The organism is Sphingomonas sp. HMP9 (assembly GCF_013374115.1).
Taxonomy (GTDB): domain Bacteria; phylum Pseudomonadota; class Alphaproteobacteria; order Sphingomonadales; family Sphingomonadaceae; genus Sphingomonas.
Map to the genome: position 1 here is coordinate 1,435,912 of NZ_AP022673.1, position 15,504 is coordinate 1,451,415.

At 65.4% G+C, this 15,504-nt stretch carries 13 protein-coding genes; 7 read left to right on the forward strand and 6 right to left on the reverse strand.

What is annotated here, in order from left to right; translation table 11 throughout:
• Window positions 1-7: 7 nt before the first annotated feature.
• Both HMP09_RS06340 and HMP09_RS06345 read right to left on the reverse strand, forming a co-directional pair.
• Entirely contained in the window at window positions 8-1,564 is a 1,557-nt protein-coding gene (locus tag HMP09_RS06340; protein ID WP_176499661.1) for an amidase, read from the reverse strand.
• A 121-nt stretch (window positions 1,565-1,685) separates the two neighbouring features.
• On the reverse strand, window positions 1,686-2,591 hold the full coding sequence (locus HMP09_RS06345; RefSeq protein WP_176499662.1) for an SDR family oxidoreductase: 906 nt from the start codon (window positions 2,589-2,591) through the stop codon (window positions 1,686-1,688).
• Between the two features lie 97 nt (window positions 2,592-2,688).
• Here HMP09_RS06345 and HMP09_RS06350 point away from each other — a divergent pair, with 97 nt between their 5' ends.
• On the forward strand, window positions 2,689-3,528 hold the full coding sequence (locus HMP09_RS06350; protein ID WP_176499663.1) for a helix-turn-helix transcriptional regulator: 840 nt from the start codon (window positions 2,689-2,691) through the stop codon (window positions 3,526-3,528).
• 28 nt (window positions 3,529-3,556) lie between these two features.
• Here the strand turns inward: HMP09_RS06350 and HMP09_RS06355 are convergent, their stop codons facing one another.
• Complete coding sequence (locus HMP09_RS06355; RefSeq protein ID WP_232090714.1) at window positions 3,557-6,190, reverse strand: PAS domain-containing protein; 2,634 nt, start codon at window positions 6,188-6,190, stop codon at window positions 3,557-3,559.
• 585 nt (window positions 6,191-6,775) lie between these two features.
• On the reverse strand, window positions 6,776-7,060 hold the full coding sequence (locus HMP09_RS06360; RefSeq protein ID WP_176499664.1) for a CsbD family protein: 285 nt from the start codon (window positions 7,058-7,060) through the stop codon (window positions 6,776-6,778).
• A 399-nt stretch (window positions 7,061-7,459) separates the two neighbouring features.
• Between HMP09_RS06360 and cysD the strand changes: the two genes are divergently transcribed.
• Genes cysD through HMP09_RS06375 form a run of 3 tightly spaced genes read left to right on the forward strand, consistent with a single transcriptional unit; the run spans window position 7,460 to window position 11,060 of the window.
• Window positions 7,460-8,365 carry a sulfate adenylyltransferase subunit CysD gene (gene cysD, locus HMP09_RS06365; RefSeq protein WP_176499665.1) on the forward strand — a complete coding sequence of 302 codons (906 nt, stop codon included), beginning with the start codon at window positions 7,460-7,462 and terminating at the stop codon, window positions 8,363-8,365.
• Entirely contained in the window at window positions 8,365-10,314 is a 1,950-nt protein-coding gene (gene cysN / locus HMP09_RS06370) for a sulfate adenylyltransferase subunit CysN (protein ID WP_176499666.1), read from the forward strand. Before cysD ends, cysN begins: the two co-directional genes overlap by 1 nt.
• Complete coding sequence (locus HMP09_RS06375) at window positions 10,311-11,060, forward strand: 3'(2'),5'-bisphosphate nucleotidase CysQ (RefSeq protein WP_176499667.1); 750 nt, start codon at window positions 10,311-10,313, stop codon at window positions 11,058-11,060. Before cysN ends, HMP09_RS06375 begins: the two co-directional genes overlap by 4 nt.
• 13 nt (window positions 11,061-11,073) lie before the next feature.
• Here the strand turns inward: HMP09_RS06375 and HMP09_RS06380 are convergent, their stop codons facing one another.
• Window positions 11,074-11,331 carry a hypothetical protein gene (locus HMP09_RS06380; RefSeq protein WP_176499668.1) on the reverse strand — a complete coding sequence of 86 codons (258 nt, stop codon included), beginning with the start codon at window positions 11,329-11,331 and terminating at the stop codon, window positions 11,074-11,076.
• Between the two features lie 39 nt (window positions 11,332-11,370).
• The gene (locus HMP09_RS06385) at window positions 11,371-12,252 is read right to left on the reverse strand and encodes an aldo/keto reductase family oxidoreductase (protein WP_176499669.1); all 882 of its coding nucleotides are present in this window, start codon (window positions 12,250-12,252) and stop codon (window positions 11,371-11,373) included.
• Between the two features lie 94 nt (window positions 12,253-12,346).
• Here HMP09_RS06385 and HMP09_RS06390 point away from each other — a divergent pair, with 94 nt between their 5' ends.
• Genes HMP09_RS06390 through HMP09_RS06400 form a run of 3 tightly spaced genes read left to right on the forward strand, consistent with a single transcriptional unit; the run spans window position 12,347 to window position 15,430 of the window.
• Window positions 12,347-13,255, forward strand: a complete 909-nt coding sequence (locus HMP09_RS06390; protein WP_176499670.1) for a LysR family transcriptional regulator — start codon at window positions 12,347-12,349, stop codon at window positions 13,253-13,255.
• A 58-nt stretch (window positions 13,256-13,313) separates the two neighbouring features.
• Window positions 13,314-14,036, forward strand: a complete 723-nt coding sequence (locus HMP09_RS06395) for a response regulator (RefSeq protein WP_232090716.1) — start codon at window positions 13,314-13,316, stop codon at window positions 14,034-14,036.
• On the forward strand, window positions 14,033-15,430 hold the full coding sequence (locus HMP09_RS06400) for a sensor histidine kinase (RefSeq protein WP_232090720.1): 1,398 nt from the start codon (window positions 14,033-14,035) through the stop codon (window positions 15,428-15,430). Before HMP09_RS06395 ends, HMP09_RS06400 begins: the two co-directional genes overlap by 4 nt.
• Window positions 15,431-15,504 lie beyond the last annotated feature (74 nt).

Genomic DNA, 15,504 nt, shown 5'->3' on the forward strand with positions numbered 1-15,504 from the left:
CCGCACCTCACCGATCGACAGCGATGCTCGGCAAATACTGCGGCGCAGACCTGGCCTTGGCACGCTGTTCATACGCATAGCCGGCGCGCAACACTGTCTCGTCGGCGTTCCTGGTTGCGATGAAGGACAGGCCGACGGGCAGGCCCCGAACGAGACCTATCGGGACCGTCAGATGCGGGTAGCCGGCGACCGCGGGCAATGTCGCCGCGGACGGCCCCGCATACGTATCGCCGTAGACGGGGTCAGTCAGCCATGCCGCGTCATAGGTCGGCTCGACCAGGATCTGCGCGCGCGCGCTGCGCAGCATCGCGTCGATCCCCTGCGCGCCCGCCAGCCGCAGCGATGTCGCGCGCGCGGTCTTGTACGCGGGATCGTCGAGCCCCTTGGTCTTGTCCGCGTCTTCGAACAGTTCCTGCGCGAAGAACGGCATTTCGGTCGCCGCGTTCGCGCGATTGAAGGCGATTACCGCGGTTAAAGTCTTCGTGGCGACCGCGGGCGGCGTGGTCGCGAGATAAGCGTTCAGGTCGGCCTTGAGTTCGGTTTTCAGGACCATGAGTTCCGCTTCGCCCAAGCCGTCCAGCTTTGGCGCCTTCACCTCGACCAGCACGGCGCCCGCTGCACGAAGCACGTCGAGCGCCGCGTTATAGCGGACGACGAGATCCGCCGACATGGCATCGGGCCGGACGATTCCGACTCGCATGCCGGACAGCGCCCCGGCTGAAAGCCCCGCGGCATAATCCTTGGTCACCGCACGCGCCGTCACGCGGTCCGCCGGGTCCGCCCCGACCATGCCCGACAACAGGATCGCGACGTCGGTCACGCTGCGCGCCATCGGCCCCGGCGTATCCTGGCTGTGGCTGATCGGTACGACGTGCGTACGGCTGACCAGACCGATTGACGGCTTGAAGCCGACCAGCCCGTTCAGCGACGACGGGCACACGACCGACCCGTCGGTTTCGGTGCCGACCGCCGCAGCGGCGAAACTCGCGGCGACCGCGGCGCCCGACCCCGACGACGAACCGCACGCGGTCCGGTCTAGCGCATAGGGATTGCGCACCAGGCCGCCGACCGCGCTCCAGCCGCTCATCGAATGGGTCGATCGGATGTTGGCCCATTCCGACAAATTGGTCTTGCCGAGGATGACCGCTCCCGCGCGCCGCAGATAGGCGACCATCGGCGCGTCCCGGCGGGTCATGTTATCGCGCAGCGCCAGACTGCCCGCCGTCGTCGGCAGCGGATCCGCCGTCTCGATATTGTCCTTTATGAGGATCGGGATGCCGTGCAGCGGACCGCGCACACGCCCCGCCTTGCGTTCGGCATCGAGCGCCCGGGCTTGTGCAAGCGCATCGGGATTGACCGCAATGACGCTGTGCAGCGCTGGTCCCTTGCGGTCCATCGCCGCGATCCGGGCGAGATAGGCCTGGGTGATGTCGACGCTGCTGGCTGCACCGTCGTTCATCAGCGCCCTCAACCGGTCGAGCGACACCTCTTCGACGACCACCGACTTGGCGAGGACGGGCGTAGCGACGCAGGCGAGCAGTACCGCAGTGATGAAACGACGCATGAGACCCCCGATAGACGATGCCGCAGGATGGTCCCAAGCCGCGCACCGACGCAAGCGGCATCTGCTCGAGGCGCATCCCGCTGACGGCACGCGATAATTTGCCGCCAGCGGGAATGCTCGGTCAGGCCGCGACGAGGCTCGGCGCGTAGTCCATCGCTTCCAGATCGGCGATCAGCCCCGGCCCGGTCGGGTTCCAGCCGAGTTGCGCGCGCGTCCATTCGCTGGTGGCCAGCATGTCCAGCGAGGCGAACATGCCGAACCAGCCGAAATGATCGTTCGCCTGTTCCTGCGTCAACGATAGCGTCGGCAGGCCGAGCCCGGCAGCGACGACCTCGGCGATCGCGCGCGCGCTGACGCCCTGCTCGGCAACAGCGTTATACCGCGCGCCCTTCTCGCCCTTGTCGAGAACGAGCGCGTAGAGCTTCGCGACATCCAGCACGTGCGCCGCGGGCCAGCGATTGGCGCCCTCACCGACATACGCGACCACGCCCTTCTCGCGCGCGATATCGATGTAGGGCGTGATCAAACCCTGCTTGACGGTGTCGTGGACCTGCGGGAGCCGCATCACACGCACGTCGAGGCCCGCTTCCAACAGCACCTGCCCCGCCTTTTCCGACGCGATCCGCGGATTGGGGTGATCGAGGTTGAACGCGGACTCGAGGGCAGGCGTGCCTGGGCCGGTATCGCCGATCCCGGTACCCGACGTGATGACCAAGGGCCGATCGCTCCCCTTCAGCACGTCCCCCATCGCGGCGATCACGCGGCGGTCTTTTTCGCAATTCGCGACGAAGTTGGTGAATTCGTGATCGAAGGCGGTGTGGATCACCGCGTCCGCCTGCTCAGCCCCGCTACGCAGGCTGTCGAGATCGCCGAGATCGCCGCGATGGACCTCGGCGCCCGCCGCTTCCAGCCCGCGCGCTCCGGCATCCGACCGGGTAAGACCCAGAACCTGATGCCCTGCGCCCAACAGTTCCGGCACGATACGCGACCCGATGAAACCCGTCGCACCCGTCAAAAATACTCGCATCCGAACTCTCCGATATTGTCCGGGGCAAGACTTGGGCGTAGTTCGATACCTGTAAAAGTAGTGACGTTATCATGGTATAATCATCAACAGGATGGCGATGTCTATCGAGACTGAAAACGCGCTTGGCACGTTCCTGCGTGATCGCAGGGCACGCATGGACCCTGCCGCGTTCGGGTTCGGTGGCGGACGGCGCCGGACGCCAGGCTTGCGCCGCGAGGAAGTCGCCCAGCGCGCGAACATCTCGCCGACCTGGTACACTTGGCTCGAACAGGGTCGGGGCGGCGCGCCGTCGGCGGATGTACTGAACCGTATCGCCGGCGGCCTGATGCTGACCGAGCCGGAGCGCGAGCACCTTTTCGTGCTCGGTCTCGGCCATCCGCCCGAAGCGACCTATCGCGCGTCCGACGAAGTCACGCCGCGACTGCAGCGCGTGCTGGACGCGCTGGAATACAGCCCGGCGATCGTCAAGACGCCGACCTGGGACGTCGTCGCGTGGAACACGGCGGCGGCCACGCTGCTGACCGATTATGCGACGCTGCCCCGCGACCAGCGCAACAGCCTGCGGCTGATGTTCACCAATGCGAGCATCAAGGCGGCGCAAGAGGATTGGCTCAACGTCGCCCGCTATGTCGTCGGTGCGTTTCGCGCCGACGCCGCGCGCGCCGGCGCAGGCGCCGAGATCGCACAACTGGTCAATGAACTGTCGCGGCTCAGCCCCGAATTCGACGCCTTATGGCGCGATAACAACGTCGCACGGCACGCGGACGGATTGAAGCGGCTTCATCACCCGGTACACGGGCTGCTCGAACTCGAATTCTCGGCCTTTGCCGTCGATGGTCGACCGGAGCTCGGAATGATCGTTTATAATCCGGCAACCCCAGAAACCGCACAGCGTATCCGGGCACTGATGACGCCGACCGAACCGGCGACCGCGTAACCCTCCGGAGTATTGCGGTCAGCGATCCTTACTCCTTGGAGCTGCCCGACGTCCTGTCGGCACCGGCCCAGCCTGCCGCCTTGCGCAGCACGCGTGACAGCTGCTCGACCGAATAGGGTTTGTGGAGCAGTTCGAACCCGTGCGTGCCGTCCTGTGCGAGGATATTGCTGTATCCTGACGTCAGCACCACCGGCAGGTTCGGATGCTCGGCACGGATCGCCTTGCCGAGCTCGATGCCGTTGATCCCCGGCATCACCACGTCCGAAAACACGATATCGAAGCGCGCGGCGTCCTTGCTCAGTTCGGCCAGCGCTTCTTGCGCGTTGGCGGCCCAGACCGTGACATAGCCTAGTTCGGCGAGGGACTGGGTCGTGAACGTCCCGACTTCCTTGTTGTCCTCGACGACGAGCACACAGGTTCCGTGACCGTCGGCCAGGGTCTGGACCGCATCGTCGTCGGCGACCCGGTCACTCTCGTCGACTTCGGGCAGATAGAGCGTGAAGGTCGCACCTTCGCCCGGCGGGCTCTCGACGATGATGTCGCCCTCGGACTGCTTGGCAAAGCCGAACACCTGGCTGAGGCCCAGGCCGGTACCCTGTCCGACGCCCTTGGTCGTGAAGAACGGCTCGAAGATCCGCTCCAGTTTCTCAGGCTCAATCCCCGACCCGCTATCGGTCATCGAAATCGCGACATAGCGTCCGAGTACGGCCGGATGCGAGCGGACCGGCGGGATCGACGTCGCGTGGCGCACGGCGATCCGGATGTTGCCGGCCCCGTCCATCGCGTCGCGTGCGTTGACCGCCATGTTTACCAGAGCGGTATCAAGTTGGCTGGGATCGACACTGGTGAACAGCGGCGTTTCGGGCAGATCGATATCGATCACGATCCGCGATCCGGTCAGCGTCCCCAGCATATCGGCAATCACGCGCAGGCTGTGGCCGACATCGATCACTTCGGGCTTGAGTGCCTGTCGCCGCGCAAAGGCGAGCAACTGTCCGGTCAGTTTCGCAGCACGGTCCGCGGTGTCTGAAATCGCGTCGATATAGCGTTCGCGACGTTCCGCGCTCAGATCCGGACGCTTCAGCAGGTCGGTCGCCGATCGGATGACGGTCAGCAGGTTGTTGAAGTCATGCGCGACGCCGCCGGTGAGCTGGCCGACCGCCTCCATCTTCTGCGACTGGCGCAGCGCGTCTTCGGCATGCTGGAGTTCGCCCGTGCGCGCTGCGACCTGCTGTTCCAGCGACGCGGCGAGCGCCGCGAGTTCCTGCTCCGTGCGCCGGCGCTCGGTCGCGATCCGCGTGCGCTCCGCAACTTCGCGAACGAACCCGACCTCGTCTTCACGCCAGCGTCGCGTACGATCGCTGACGACGTAAAGCATCGCCACGAGCCGCCCATTTTCCATGATCGGCATGTTGATGATCGCACGCGCGCCCAGCGTTTCCAGCGCGACGGCAGACGATTGCGTCCGCGGATCGGTTCGCGAATCCTCGACACAGACTTCCTCGCCGCGTTTCAGATCGTCGATATAGGACCCATAATCCCGCAACGCGAAACTTCCGACCAGCGGCTGGACATTGGGTGCACTCCAGTCGCGCAGGATGGTGATCGTTTCGGAGTCCAGGTCGATCTCGCCGTAACCGACGCGGCTGACGTCTATGGTCTTGCCGATAATCCTGGCGGTCGCGGACGAGATATCCTCCGGCTGCTCGATATCGCGGAAGACGTCGCTCAGTTCGACGAGCGCCGCGCGCATGGTCTCGCCGCGACGCTGGTCGGTGATGTCGGTCGAGACGCCGGCGATCCGCAACGCCTCTCCCTCGGTATTGAAGAAGGGTTGGCCGCGCGAGGCGATCCAGCGCAATTCGCCATCGCGGCGATAGATACGGTAGACCACGTCGTAGTCGGTACCTTCCGTGACGCAGCGACGGACTTCTGCGACGCTTTTCGCCCGGTCCTCAGGATGGATTGCCTCGAGCCGATCCTCGTAGGTGAAGGGTTCGTGGCTGGGCCAGCCGAATATTTCCTTGCACGTCTCGGAAGCCGTCAGCTGCTTGCTGGCAATCTCCAGGCTCCAGGTGCCGAAGCGTGCCGCCTTCAACGTGAACGCTAGTTCCCGCTCCTGCTCCTGCTGCATCCGCAATCGATCGGTCAGCTCGGCCAGGAGCGCGGCATTGCTCGATTCGAGCCCCTTCAGCCGTTCGCGCTCGATCGTCACGTCGACCTGGCTGGCAAAGAAATATGCGAGCACGCCTTCGGTATCGAAGACCGGTGCCAGCAACAGGCGGTTCCAGAACCGTTCGCCGTCCTTGCGGTGGTTCTGGATGTCGATCTCGATCGGCCTGACCTGCCGCACTGCCTCACGGATTTTGTCGACGGTCGCGGGATCGGTCTCTGGCCCTTGCAGGAATCGACAGTTGCGGCCGAGTATCTCGGCACGACTATACCCGCTGAGACGACAGAATGCGTCATTCGTGAACACGATCGGGTTGTCGGGCAATCGCGGATTGGTGATGATCATCGGCATCCGCGTGGCGCGTACGACCGCGACGAACGGATCGGTGCCAACGTCCTGCGCGATCAACTCGGCAGCGATGCGTTCGGCATCCGCCGTCATCTTGGGAGCGCCGTCGACCGAGCGATCGGTTGTGTCAGTCAAAGCCATCTACCCGTCGGTTGTCGCGTTACCGCCGACGTTTAGGAGAGTGTCCGCCTTACCGCAACGTCGCCGGCTACAACCTGAGGTAATTCAACACAGTAGCATGCCACTCGTATCATTTTGCGCTGACCGTCAGGACGAAACTCAAGCACGCGAGAGGAATGTATCTTCTAGATAAAACACTTCAGCTTCCGGAGAGCCAGGCGGCCAGCGATACCCTACGTTATCGGGGCGGTGGCATACGGACGTGGATATCTGCGGCAGAGGGTATGATCCGTGTTTGCGGCGATGCCATCCGCCGCCACCCCGATCGCATCACTATGCATGCGATGCCGATGGCTAAGACCGCCAAACCCGGTTTGATCGCGCGGCGCAGGCTATGGCCGGCGCTAGGCGTGTTCCAGATCTGGTCCCAGTCGTCCTCCGACCGGTGATCGCGGTGCGCCGGAATCGCGCCTAATTCTGAATCGAGGTCGTAGTCGGTGTTACGCGCCATGCGTGGCTCCGAAGACGGAGATAGGGTGCCGTCGCAACACGCGGAACGGTCTTGGCGGCGACGGGTGCCGTGCACACCCGTCGCCATCCCATTGCTTACTTGCCGCGTAGCGTATTAATCAGTGCGATCCCGAGGACGCCGGCAACCGCTGCTGCGGCGAACGGGCGCTCCTTGGAAAACTGGCGGACATAGTCGACCAGCGGACGGATATTCTCTTCGACGACATCCTTGGCCTGACCGACGGTCTTCTGAACCGTCCCGGACAGCTGATCCGCGACGCCTTCGCTCTGCAGCGACTTGTCACCGAGCGCGCCGCCAAGGGTTTCCTTGATCTTGCCGCTGGTGTCGGTTGCAGCGCCGCTAAGGGTATCGGTGTTCATGGCTGATCTCTTTTCAAATGGTGGAAGACGGGGCTTCAAACGAGAAAGCTGGAAGAAATATCCCGTTCCTCGCAAAGCCAGTGGAAAACGTCACAAGTGCGACGGCGACACTGCCTAGATCCGAGTGAACCGGGGCGTCGCGTTGCCGATAGTCACAACCCTCCGACCCTCGGATGTTTCCGTAGTATTCCGAGACCCCGCTCCAGGTATAAATTTACTAGCTGAGGCCTCGTGCGCATGCGCGATGCGTTGCCTCGCCCACCGACTGGTCTAGGCGAAAGCACGCATGGCCGGCGGCGACTTTGCCGGGCATGAGATAGCGAAGCGTTCCCCGACCGAAGAATGCATTGATTGCCGAGACCGCCCCGCGCCGGGCAAACGGCGCCGCGGAGACATATCATGGCGAAGACACTCACCCATCTGGACCGGCTCGAGGCGGAGGCGATCCACATCCTGCGCGAAGTCGTCGCCGAGGCCGACAAGCCGGTTATGCTGTATTCGGTCGGCAAGGATTCGGCGGTGATGCTGCACCTTGCGCGCAAGGCCTTCTATCCGTCGCCCCCGCCCTTCCCGCTGCTGCACGTCGACACGACCTGGAAATTCCAGGACATGTACCGCCTGCGCGACCGGATGGCGGCAGAGAGCGGGATGGAATTGCTGGTCTACCGGAACCCCGAGGCTGCTGCGCGGGGGATCAATCCGTTCGACCACGGCGCGCTCCACACCGACATGTGGAAGACGGAGGGCTTGAAGCAGGCGCTCAACCTTCACGCGTTCGATGCAGCGTTCGGCGGCGCGCGGCGCGACGAGGAAAAGTCGCGCGCAAAGGAACGCATCATTTCGTTACGCACCGCCACGCATGGCTGGGATCCGAAGAACCAGCGGCCCGAATTGTGGAACCTGTACAACGCGCGAAAGTCCAAAGGCGAGAGCATCCGGGTGTTCCCGATCTCGAACTGGACCGAGCTGGACGTCTGGCAATATATCCAGCTGAACGATGTGCCGATCGTGCCGCTCTACTATGCCGGCGTGCGCCCCACGGTGGAGCGCGACGGGATGCTCCTGATGGTCGACGACGACCGCTTCCGCCTCGAACCCGGCGAGGTGCCCGTCGACCGCTCGATCCGCTTCCGCACGCTTGGCTGCTACCCGCTGACCGGCGCGGTCGAGAGCACGGCCTCGACGCTGTCCGAGATCATCCAGGAAACGCTGCTGACCACCACCAGCGAACGCCAGGGTCGCGCGATCGACAAGGATGCCGGCGGCGCGGGCATGGAGAAGAAGAAGCAGGAGGGCTATTTCTGATGAGCGACATCGCAACCCAGGAGTCTGCCTACCAGACCGAAGCGCTGATCGCCGAGGATATCGATGCGTATCTCGACCGGCACCGCAACAAGACGATGCTGCGGTTCATCACCTGCGGGTCGGTCGACGACGGCAAGTCTACGCTGATCGGCCGGCTGCTGTACGACTCCAAGATGATCTTCGAGGACCAGCTCGCAGCGCTCGAAGCGGACAGCAAGCGCGTCGGCACGCAGGGTGGCGCGATCGACTTCGCGCTGCTCGTCGACGGGCTCGCAGCGGAACGCGAACAGGGGATCACGATCGACGTCGCCTACCGCTTCTTCTCGACCGAAAAACGCAAGTTCATCGTCGCGGATACGCCCGGCCACGAACAATATACGCGCAACATGGTGACCGGCGCATCGACCGCCGACCTCGCCGTGATCCTGGTCGACGCGCGCAAGGGCGTGCTGACCCAGACCAAGCGACACAGCTACCTCGCGCACCTGATCGGTATCCGGAACCTGGTGCTGGCCGTCAACAAGATGGACCTGATTGGGTATGATCAGGCGCGCTATGACGAGATCGTGGCCGACTATGCGGCGTTCGCGCAAAACATCGGTATCACGGCGTTCACGCCGATGCCGATCTCGGGCTTCAAGGGCGACAACATCTCGATCGCGTCCGAGACGATGCCCTGGTATGCCGGACCGACGCTGATGGAGCATCTCGAAGCGGTCGATGTCGATGTCGACGTCGACCAGGCCAAGCCGTTCCGCATGAGCGTGCAGTGGGTCAATCGCCCCAACCTGGATTTCCGCGGTTTCTCCGGCCAGATCGCCGCCGGCACGGTCAAGCCGGGCGATGCGATCCGCGTGCTGCCCGGCGGCAAGACCTCGACGATCAGCCGGATTACCACGCTCGACGGCAATCTCGACGAGGCCGTTGCCGGGCAGTCGGTCACGTTGTCGTTCGCCGACGAGATCGACTGTTCGCGCGGCAACGTCATCGCTGCATCCGACGCCCCGCCCGAGACCGCGGACCAGTTCGAGACGACGATCGTCTGGATGGACGACGAACCGCTGATCGTCGGCCGCTCCTATTGGCTGAAACTCGGCACGCAGATGGTGTCGGCGACGGTGCGCGAGCCGAAATATCAGGTCAACGTCAACACGATGGAACGGCTCGCGACCAAGACGCTGGAGTTGAACGCGATCGGCGTCGCGGAGATCACGACGGACCGCGCGATCGTGTTCGAGGCCTATGCGCAGGAGAGTGCGCAGGGTCCAAGGGCACCGAACAAGGTGCTCGGCGGGTTCATCCTGATCGACAAGATCACCAACGCGACCGTTGCCGCGGGGATGGTCCATTTCAGCCTGCGCCGCTCGCAGAACGTCCACTGGCAGGCAACTGACATCGGCCGCGAGGCGCATGCCGGGCTGAAGAACCAGAAGCAGGTGGTGCTGTGGTTCACCGGCCTTTCGGGTGCGGGCAAGTCGACGATCGCCAACGAGGTCGAGAAACAGCTCAACCTGATGAACCGCCACACCTTCCTGCTGGACGGCGACAATATTCGGCACGGGCTGAACAAGGATCTGGGCTTTACCGAGGCGGACCGGATCGAGAATATCCGCCGCGTCGGCGAAGTGGCGAAGCTGATGGCGGACGCCGGGCTGATCGTCCTTACGGCGTTCATTTCACCGTTCCGTGCCGAGCGCGACATGGTACGATCGATGCTGCCGGCGGGGGAATTCATCGAGATCTTCGTCGACACGCCGCTCGATGTGGCGGAAGGTCGTGACGTCAAGGGGCTCTACAAGAAAGCGCGGGCGGGCGATTTGAAGAACTTTACCGGGATCGACAGCCCTTACGAGGCGCCGCTGAACGCGGAGATCCGCGTCAAAACGGTCGAGATGACGCCGGTCGAGGCCGCCGCGTTCATCGTTCGCCAGATCATGCCGCTCAAGTGACGGTCATCGAAAGCGACGTCCGTCTCGCCGAGCGCCTCGCCACCGAGGCGGGCGAAATTTTGCTCGCGTTGCAGAAAATCAGTGGGCTGACCGGCAAGGATCTCGGCAAGGCGGGGGACGAACAGGCCAACACCTTCCTCATGCGGATGCTGCGCGCGGCGCGGCCCGAAGACGCGATCCTGTCCGAGGAAGAGAAGGACAGTGGTGATCGGTGTTCGGTGCGGCGCGCGTGGATCGTCGACCCGCTCGACGGCACGCGCGAATATGGCGAGGGGCGAACCGACTGGGCGGTCCACGTCGCACTCGCGATCGATGGCGTCGCGACGGTCGGCGCGGTCGCGTTGCCCGGGCTCGGGCTGACGCTGAACTCGGGTTCGCCGAAGCCGCTGGAGCCCGCCGGCGATCCGCTCCGCATGCTCGTCAGCCGGACGCGGCCCGCGCGCGAGGCGGTCGCGGTCGCCGAGACGTTGGGCGCGACGCTGGTGCCGATGGGCTCGGCGGGTGCGAAGGCGATGGCGGTGGTGCGCGGCCAGGCCGACATCTACCTCCATACCGGCGGGCAATATGAGTGGGACAATTGCGCGCCGATCGCCGTCGCGCAGGCGGCGGGGCTCCACGTCAGCCGCGTCGACGGATCGCAGCTCGTCTATAATTGCGCCGATCCGTATCTGCCCGATCTTCTCATCTGTCGGATGGAACTGGCGGCGCAGGTGCTCGAACTCGTGAAGGCGTTGCCGCCCGCCTGAACGGCGGACGGGATCAGCCGTCGGAGGCCACCAGCGCGACGAACTCGAAGTCATAGCGCTGCCAGCCGCGTTGCGCTGCCGCCTCGGCGAGTGCGTTGCGCTTCTTCTTCGCCTCGCCGAGCGACTTGGTGTGGCCCCAGAATATCTCGGTCTTGCCGTTCGCCAGCACCGCGACGATCCGCCAGTAATGCGTGAACGGCGTCGCGGTCGGACCGATCGTCTTCACATAGCCGTCGGGCAGCGTCGCGGTGAGGTAGCGTTTCCTGGCCATCCTGCTGTCGTTAGCCGCCCGAGGCTCGGACGGAAATGCCTAGTCGGGCGAGGCGCCCGTGCCGATCCGATCGAGCGTGGCGATCGCGTCGGCGGGCAGCACGATCGCCCCCGCCGCCAGGTTCTCTTGCAGATGACCCAGCGACGACGTACCCGGGATCAGCAGGATGTTGGGCGAACGCTGCAACAACCAGGCAAGCGCGACCTGCATCGGCGTCGCCTCCAGGTGGCGCGCGACGTCCGACAGCGCGGTCGACTGCAAGGGCGAGAACCCACCGAGCGGGAAGAACGGCACATACGCGATCCCGGCCTCGGCGAGATCGTTGACCAGCGCATCGTCGTCGCGGTGCGCGAGATTATACTGGTTCTGCACGCAGGCGATGGTCGCGATCGACCGCCCCTCGGCCACCTGCGGCGGCGTGACGTTGCTCAAGCCGATATGGCGGACCAGACCCTGGCGCTGGAGATCGACGAGCGCCGCGAGCGGCGCGGCGATCGAGCCCTCGGCGGGGCCATGCGCATCGAACATCGCGCGGAGATTGACGATATCGAGCGCGTCCAGCCCGAGATTGCGTAGATTGTCGTGGACCGCGTTCGCCAGCGCCTCAGCCGAGAAAGCAGGATTCCAGGAGCCGTCGGGCCCCCGCCGCGCGCCGATCTTCGTGACGATCACGAGGTCGTCCGGATACGGATGCAGTGCCTCGCGGATCAGGCGATTGGTGACATGAGGGCCGTAGAAGTCGCTCGTGTCGATATGGTTCACGCCGGCCGCGACAGCCGCGCGCAGTACCGCGAGCGCCGCGTCGGGATCCTTTGGCGGTCCGAACACTCCGGGGCCAGCAAGCTGCATGGCGCCGTAGCCGAGACGGTTGACGGTGCGGCCTGCGAGCGGGGCGGTGGTGGTGATGCCGTGCGTGTTCATGATCCGGTCCTCCGAAGTGTAGCCTTCATATGGACCGCGCCGGCTGTTACGATAACGCGGCAGTATCGGCACGGGCTGTTCGGGAACACGTACAATGGCAGTGGATGCAGGCGATCTCTCCGCGTTCGTGACGGTCGCGCAGGCGGGCGGCTTCCGCGACGGTGCGCGGATCAGTGGCGGTAGCGCGTCGGGGCTGAGCGAGGCGGTGCGGCGACTGGAAGCGAAACTCGGCGTGCGACTGCTCAACCGGACGACGCGAAGCGTGGCGCCGACCGAAGCCGGTGCGCGCCTGCTCGACCGGCTCGGGCCGGCACTTGCCGAAGTCGACGCGGCGCTGGACGTCGTCAACGGCTATCGCGATTCGCCGTCCGGGCCGTTGCGGCTGAACGTGCCGGTCAGTGCCGCGCGGTTGGTTCTGCCCAGCATCGTCCCCGCGTTCCTGGCGGCCTATCCCGACATACAGCTGCACGTGGTTGCGGAAGACGGTTTCGTCGACATGCTGGCGGCGGGGTGCGATGCCGGCATCCGCTACGACGAACGGCTGGAACTGGACATGATCGCGGTGCCGATCGGTCCGCGCGAGCAACGGTTCGCGACCGCGGCATCGCCCGACTATCTGGCCCGTCGGGGCATGCCCCTGCATCCCCGAGACCTGCTCGATCATGCGTGCATCCGCGGCCAGTTCGCAAGCGGTGCCATGGACGATTGGGAGTTCGAACGCGACGGCGAGATCGTCAAGGTCGCGACGACCGGCCCCCTGATCGTCCGGATCGGCGCGGCAACCGATCTCGCGGTCGACGCGGCGTTGGCGGGGACGGGGATCATCCACCTGTTCGAGGACTGGCTGCGGCCGCACCTCGACAGCGGTGCGTTGCTGCCGGTGCTCGAACCATGGTGGCAGCGCTTCTCCGGACCGTTCCTGTATTACCCGGGACGGCGGCATCTCCCTGCCCCGCTGCGCGCGTTCATCGATTTCGTCGCGGCGAGGCGCACGGAGACATGATTCGCGTCCCACCGCCACCGGAAATATGCCGAACACACTTGCACCGCAGGACAGCGCGATGATCCCACGCCCCGTGCCCGACCCCGCAAAACCCGTGCTGCTGGTGGTCGACGACGACCATATGATCCGCACGCTGCTGGCCGATAGTCTGGGGATGCACGGCTATCAGGTCGAGACCGCGACGAATGCGCAGGAAATGGACGGCGTGCTTGCGCGGTCTGCGGTGTCGCTGATCCTGCTCGACGTGATGATGCCGGGCGAGGACGGGCTGTCGGTATGTCGTCGGCTGGCGCGGACGGGGGCGCCGCCGGTGGTGATGCTCAGCGCGCTGGGCGACGAACCCGACCGGATCCTGGGGCTGGAGATCGGCGCGAGCCATTATCTGTCCAAGCCGTGCAGCCCGCGCGAGATCCTCGCGACGGTACGCGCGGCGTTGCGCGCGCGCGAGATACAGGATGCGGGCGACAGTCGCGCCTTCGGGTTTCTCGGCTGGCGTGTCGATTTCGCGGCGCACGAGCTGTTCGATCCCGACGGTACGCTGATCGACCTGACCGACGGCGAGTTCGCGGTCCTGCGCGCGTTCGTCGAGCGGCCGCGGCGGGTGTTGGCGCGCGACGCGTTGCTCGAGGCGGCACGCGGCCCGGACACCGACGCGTTCGACCGCGCGATCGACGTGCAGGTCAGCCGGTTGCGCCGCAAGCTGCGCGCGCGCGACGACGAGATCATCCGGACGATCCGCAACGAGGGCTATTACTTCGTGCCGCGCGTGGTGCGCCTGTGAGGTCCGACGACACGATGCCCGACGAGACGGTGGGAGGCAGCAGGATCGACCTGCCGATGCGCCGCAACCCACAGCGATCCTGGCCGATGTTCCTGCGCATCTTCGTGCTGGGGCTGACGACCGTGTTGCTTGTCCAGATCCTGAACTTCGCGATCGTGTTGCTGATGCCGCCGCCCCGGCCGCAGATCTTCACCGTGAACCGGGTCGCCGCGGTCGCGCGGACGGGACGCGATCCGACGGGATTGCTGAAGGTGGAGTTAGTGACGGGACCGCCCCGCCCGACCGACAATCCGCGCGACGCCCACCTTGCCGAGTCGATCGCGGCGGACCTCGGCTTGCCGCGCACCAAGGTGACCGTCGAGACCGAGCGATCGGCGATGCCGTTGTTCGCCGGGGCGCTTCGGCCCCCGATGCCGATCGGCATGGGACGTCCGTCGCATATGCCGCCATCGTTCGAAAACGCGCTGTTCGGCCCGTTCGTCGTGTCGATCGAGACGCCGAGCGGTCGGTGGCGCGTGATCCGGCCGACGCACAGCACGATCGGCCCCTGGCGAATGCGCATCGTGCTGTGGTTCCTGGTCGCGCTGGCGGTCGCCGCCGCCGTCGCATGGGTGATGGCGCGCCGTGTCGTCAGGCCGATCGGACTGTTCGCCGCCGCCGCCGAACGGCTCGGTCGCGATCCGCGCGCCGAACCGCTGCCGATCGTCGGCCCGCCCGAGATCGCCGAGGCAGCGACCGCGTTCAATCTGATGCAGGAGCGGCTGAACCGCTATGTCGAGGATCGGACCACGTTGATCGCGGCAGTCGCGCATGACCTGCGCACCCCGTTAATGCGGTTGTCGCTACGGCTCGAAAAGGCGCCCGAAGACATTCGCACGGCAAGCGAAGGCGACATCCAGGAGATGAGCCAGCGGATCGGGGCGGCGATGGCGTTCGTACGCGACATGACTCGGCACGTCCGCCGGCAAAGACTCGATCTCCGGTCGCTGGCCGAGAGCGTCGCAGATGACTTTGCCGATCGCGGCGATGCGGTGGCGTTGCATCCGGGCGCGCCGCTCGCGCTGGAGGGCGACGCGCCGTCGTTGAAGGCGCTTCTCGCCAATCTGGTCGGCAACGCGGTCAAATATGCCGGGCACGCCGAAATCGAGGTGCGCCGCGAAGGCGGGATCGCGATCATCGAGGTGGCCGATTCGGGCCCGGGCATGGCGCCGGTCGATCTGGCACGTGCGTTCGAGCCGTTCTTCCGCGCTGAACAGTCGCGCAACCGCGATACCGGCGGCAGCGGGCTTGGCCTTGCCAGCGTTCGCGCAGTGGCGCGCGCGCATGGTGGCGATGCGACGATCGAGAACCGGCCGGGCGTCGGGCTGCTCGCGCGCGTGACGTTGCCGATCTGAGCCGAGCGGAACGCTGGCGCCGAAACATCCCGGCAACGATCCGCGCGTCAAACGGATATCACGGCATTTCGGGA

Bases quoted from the DNA above. Each gene is read 5' to 3' on its own strand.
- HMP09_RS06340 (WP_176499661.1), bottom strand. From the start codon at position 1,564: ATGCGTCGTTTCATCACTGCGGTACTGCTCGCCTGCGTCGCTACGCCC.
- HMP09_RS06345 (WP_176499662.1), bottom strand. From the start codon at position 2,591: ATGCGAGTATTTTTGACGGGTGCGACGGGTTTCATCGGGTCGCGTATC.
- HMP09_RS06350 (WP_176499663.1), top strand. From the start codon at position 2,689: ATGTCTATCGAGACTGAAAACGCGCTTGGCACGTTCCTGCGTGATCGC.
- HMP09_RS06355 (WP_232090714.1), bottom strand. From the start codon at position 6,190: ATGGCTTTGACTGACACAACCGATCGCTCGGTCGACGGCGCTCCCAAG.
- HMP09_RS06360 (WP_176499664.1), bottom strand. From the start codon at position 7,060: ATGAACACCGATACCCTTAGCGGCGCTGCAACCGACACCAGCGGCAAG.
- cysD (WP_176499665.1), top strand. From the start codon at position 7,460: ATGGCGAAGACACTCACCCATCTGGACCGGCTCGAGGCGGAGGCGATC.
- cysN (WP_176499666.1), top strand. From the start codon at position 8,365: ATGAGCGACATCGCAACCCAGGAGTCTGCCTACCAGACCGAAGCGCTG.
- HMP09_RS06380 (WP_176499668.1), bottom strand. From the start codon at position 11,331: ATGGCCAGGAAACGCTACCTCACCGCGACGCTGCCCGACGGCTATGTG.
- HMP09_RS06385 (WP_176499669.1), bottom strand. From the start codon at position 12,252: ATGAACACGCACGGCATCACCACCACCGCCCCGCTCGCAGGCCGCACC.
- HMP09_RS06390 (WP_176499670.1), top strand. From the start codon at position 12,347: ATGGCAGTGGATGCAGGCGATCTCTCCGCGTTCGTGACGGTCGCGCAG.
- HMP09_RS06395 (WP_232090716.1), top strand. From the start codon at position 13,314: ATGATCCCACGCCCCGTGCCCGACCCCGCAAAACCCGTGCTGCTGGTG.